This is a genomic window from Mesorhizobium sp. M7A.F.Ca.US.005.03.2.1 (genome assembly GCF_003997795.1).
GTDB lineage: Bacteria > Pseudomonadota > Alphaproteobacteria > Rhizobiales > Rhizobiaceae > Mesorhizobium > Mesorhizobium ciceri.
This window is the reverse complement of sequence record NZ_RZRP01000602.1, coordinates 1-3,947: the sequence shown is the minus strand read 5'-3', so window position 1 is coordinate 3,947 and position 3,947 is coordinate 1. Positions and strand designations below refer to the sequence as shown.

Annotated in this window: 4 protein-coding genes and 1 pseudogene; 2 read left to right on the top strand and 3 right to left on the bottom strand. The window is 65.4% G+C overall.

Annotated features, from left to right (window positions below; all coding sequences use genetic code 11):
* The 3 genes from EN991_RS26515 to EN991_RS26505 form a co-directional block, all read right to left on the bottom strand.
* A partial coding sequence (locus tag EN991_RS26515) for a 2Fe-2S iron-sulfur cluster-binding protein (protein ID WP_127369874.1) occupies window positions 1-303 on the bottom strand: 303 nt, incomplete at its 3' end.
* Complete coding sequence (locus EN991_RS26510) at window positions 303-1,163, bottom strand: xanthine dehydrogenase family protein subunit M (protein ID WP_063168619.1); 861 nt, start codon at window positions 1,161-1,163, stop codon at window positions 303-305. The genes EN991_RS26515 and EN991_RS26510, both read right to left, overlap by 1 nt.
* A gap of 230 nt (window positions 1,164-1,393) precedes the next feature.
* Complete coding sequence (locus EN991_RS26505; RefSeq protein ID WP_164753802.1) at window positions 1,394-2,371, bottom strand: GlxA family transcriptional regulator; 978 nt, start codon at window positions 2,369-2,371, stop codon at window positions 1,394-1,396.
* A gap of 72 nt (window positions 2,372-2,443) precedes the next feature.
* Between EN991_RS26505 and EN991_RS41120 the strand changes: the two are divergent.
* Window positions 2,444-2,560: pseudogene (locus EN991_RS41120) on the top strand (transcriptional regulator); the annotation flags it as partial.
* Window positions 2,561-2,623: 63 nt separating this feature from the next.
* On the top strand, window positions 2,624-3,850 hold the full coding sequence (locus EN991_RS26500; RefSeq protein WP_063168617.1) for a flavin-dependent oxidoreductase: 1,227 nt from the start codon (window positions 2,624-2,626) through the stop codon (window positions 3,848-3,850).
* The last annotated feature ends 97 nt before the right edge of the window (window positions 3,851-3,947 follow it).

Here is a 3,947-nt window from a genome sequence, read left to right as displayed (position 1 = left end):
GCATTGCAATGCGGCGTGCTCGAGGAATTTCTGCTGCAGCGGGTGCAGCGTATCGCCATGCGCCATGCCCTCGATGGTCTCGACGCGACGGCCTTCAGCCTCGGCGCCGAGCACCAGGCATGAGCACACCAACCGGTCATCGAGGATGATCGAGCAGGCGCCGCAGTCGCCGGTGCCGCAGCCTTCCTTGGCGCCCGTCAGCCCCAGCCGATCGCGCAGGACGTCGAGCAGCGTCTCGTCGGGCTGGCACAGATACTCGACAGCATCGCCGTTGATTGTCGTTGAAACTGCAATTCCAGCCATCATTTGCCTCCTGCACGTGCATAGGCTGATGTGGCGGCCCGCTGGGCCAGCACACCCGCAACTTTTCGTCTGAATTCGATAGTGCCGCGCTTGTCGTCGATGGGACGGCAGGCACCCGCACAGACCTTGGCGAGCCGCTCCAGCGTCGCCTCTTCCAGCCTGGAGCCGACGAGCACCTCCGCGGCCTCTTCGACCAGAAGCACCGTCGCCGCCACGGCGCCCAGCGCCACGCGGGCCGATTTGACGACACCGTGCTCGTCGAGCGTCAGGTTCACCCCGGCGCTGACCACCGCGATGTCCATCTCGGTGCGTGGAATGAAACGCAGATAGGCATCGCCAGACCGCGGCTCGCGCTTGTCGAGCAGGATCGCCTCGATGATCTCGCCTTTGGCCAGCGACGTCTTGCCCGGCGCGGTCGGCACGCTCTGCACGGGGATCGTGCGCCGGCCCGCCGGCCCGACGACCACTGCCCTGGCGCCGGCGGCAACCAGCGCCGGCACGCTGTCGGCGGCCGGCGAGGCGTTGCAGAGATTGCCCACGATGGTGCAGCGGCCCTGCACCTGCTTGGAGCCGATCAGCTTGGCCGCCTCGACGACACCAGGCCATGCCTTCTTGAGGGCGGTGTTCTCTCCCAGGACGGCGCAAGGGACCGCGGCGCCGATGCTGAAGCCTTCAGCCGTTTCCCGGATCTCGCTCAAGCCATCGATCGCCTTGATGTCGACGATCAACTCTGGTTCGGCAAAGCCGCCCTTCATCCTGACCAGGAGGTCGCTGCCTCCGGCGAGGATGGCGGCCGTACCAGCCGACCCGGCCAACTGGCCAACGGCATCTTCTATTGAAAGCGGACGTATGTAGCGCATCGTCTCCCCTTGGTCATCGCGATTTCAGCGACCGTTATAAACAGTCTCCTCATAATGGCTATCCGGTTCGTCATCTGCGGCGATTGGGCCAGGCGCCGCAATATCCAGTCCAACAGGCCGAAAGTGGCGCACTGAATGGCAGCAACCGGCTTTGGAATGATTTTCGTGAAACTTCGGTCTGGATCAAGTGCGCTCATTCGGTTTTGTCCGCTTTTGGACCGGAACGGCGTTTAAGCCGGCAGAGCCGCTGCTTGGCTGCCCCACTGAAGCCCCCTGTGTTCGGCGGCCGTCCGAAACGCCTGCGGCGGCTGGCCAAGGGTACGCAGGAAGGCACGCCGCATGCGTCCGGGATCGCCAAAACCGGCGGCTTCGGCGATGCGCTCAAGCGGGAGATGGCTGGTCTCGATCGCCGTGCGGGCCGTCTCGAGGCGCATGCGCTCTACCGCCTTTGCCGGCGTGACGCCGGTCTCGGACGTGAAGGCGCGGGCGAAGTTGCGGGGACTCATGGCCGCGTGATCGGCCAGGCATTCGACGGTCAGCGGTTCGGCCAGGTTTGCCCGCACCCACTCGATCAGCGCGGCGAAGCGGCCGGTTCGCCCGCCCAGCTCGACGAAGGCCGAGAATTGCGACTGGCCGCCCGGCCGGCGCTGGTGCATGACGATCTGCTGTGCGGTGCGGCGCGCCACTTCAGCGCCAAGGTCATCTTCGACGAGGGCAAGCGCCAGGTCTATTCCGGCCGAGATGCCGGCCGACGTCCAGATGTCGCCATCCCTGATGAAAATACGCTCGGCATCCAGCCTGACCTTCGGGTAGCGGCGGTGGAAGTCGTGACTGCTGGCCCAGTGCGTGGTGGCGCGGCGGCCGTCGAGCAATCCCGCCCGTGCCAGCAGGTACGCGCCGGTGCAGACGCTGGTGGTGCGCCGCGCCGGCACCCGCCTCAACCAGGCGACGATCTCTTCCATCGCCTCGATGGAACGGATGATTTCGCCGCCCGATACGATGACGGTGTCGAAAGGGCCGTCGCGCAGAGGTCTGGTGAGAAGCTTCAGGCCAGAGGAGCTTTCAACGTCGCCGCCGCCGGGCGACAGCAAAACCAACTCATAGCTGTCCGGGCGGCAGCGCTCCGCAATCTCGAAGACGGTTGTCGGCCCGGCCGCATCCAGAAGCTGGAAACCGGGGTGAACGACGACGGCAACGTGCCTGCGCATGGCAGTATTCGCCCGATTTATGTCATTTCGGACGAAACCTAACGCCGGTAGCCTCGTCGTCAAGCCATCTGGAGACCGGCAAAAGTCCTGGACGAAACGCTGCGCGCCATCGCTGCCCGCCATGGTGCCCGCACGGCAGACCTCGTCGCCATGCAACTCGAATATCCCCGGCCACGTGCATCGCCGTGACGTCGCGAAGTCGACGGGCATCTGACCGGCTCGGGGGGACTTTTCACGGCAAGGGAGTGACTGATGAAAGCATTGATCGCCGGGGCCGGTATCGGCGGCCTCACCACTGCTCTGTTCCTGCATGAGGCAGGCATCGAGGTCGAACTTTTCGAGCGGGCCGACGACATCCGCGAACTTGGCGTCGGCATCAACATGCTGCCTCACGCTGTCAAGGCGCTGGCCGGGCTTGGGCTGATGCCGGCGCTCGACGCGGAGGGGGTGAGGACACGCGAGCTTGTCTACACCAACCGCTTCGGCCAGATCGTATGGCAGGAATTGCGGGGCATCGATGCCGGCTATGAGGTTCCGCAAATCAGCATTCATCGCGGCAGGCTGCTGGGGCTGATTCACCGGGCCGTGGTGAACAGGCTTGGCGGCGACGTCATCAGCACGGCAAGCCGTGTCGATGCCTTCGAGCAGAACGAGGGCGAGGTCGTGGCGCATTTCCGCCGGCATGACGGCTCGCGCGGCGAGGCCCATGGCGACCTGCTCATAGGCGCCGACGGGATTCATTCCGCCGTCAGGGCCGTGCTCTATCCCGAAGAAGGGCCGCCGATCTGGAACGGCACGATGCTGTGGCGCGGCGCCACGCCGTGGCCGGTCTGGCGCGACGGGCGCACCATGGCGGTTGCCGGCGGCAATTTCGCCAAGTTCGTCTATTATCCGATCGAGCCGGATCGCGAAGAGACCAGGCTGACGAACTGGGCGGTGATGGCCAATACCGGCGATAGCGGCACATCACCGCTGCGTCCCGGCGACTGGAGCCGCCCGGGCGTGATCGACGATGTGCTGCCCTTCGTGCGTGACCGGTTTCAGCTTGATTTTGTCGACCCCGCCTCGATCATCCAGGCAACGGATGGCTTCTACGAATATCCGAACTGCGACCGCGACCCGCTGCCACGATGGTCGTTCGGGCGGGTGACGCTGCTCGGCGATGCGGCGCATCCCATGTACCCGGTGGGGTCGAACGGAGCCAGCCAGGCAATACTCGACGCTGGTTGCCTTGCGATGCATCTGGCCGCAGGACCGACCGTCGAAGCCGCGCTAACACGGTATGACGGGGAGCGGCGGCCGGCCACATCGGCCATCGTGCTGGCCAATCGGCAAGGCGGGCCGGAAGCGGTCATAGACATGGTCGAGGCCCGGGCGCCGCATGGGTTTGATGACATCGACGCCGTCGCTTCGCGCGAAGAACGCAAGAGCGTGGTACGCGGCTATGCGTCCCTGGCCGGGTTTGCAAAACCGAGTTGATCGCGAGTGGCGCGTTTTGCAGCCTACAGGTTTGCCTCGGCGAAGATGCGTGAGGCCCAGTCGAGGAAGACGCGAAGGCGCGGCGAGAGCTGTCTGT

Bases quoted from the DNA above. Each gene is read 5' to 3' on its own strand.
- EN991_RS26510 (WP_063168619.1), bottom strand. From the start codon at position 1,163: ATGCGCTACATACGTCCGCTTTCAATAGAAGATGCCGTTGGCCAGTTG.
- EN991_RS26500 (WP_063168617.1), top strand. From the start codon at position 2,624: ATGAAAGCATTGATCGCCGGGGCCGGTATCGGCGGCCTCACCACTGCT.
- EN991_RS26505 (WP_164753802.1), bottom strand. From the start codon at position 2,371: ATGCGCAGGCACGTTGCCGTCGTCGTTCACCCCGGTTTCCAGCTTCTG.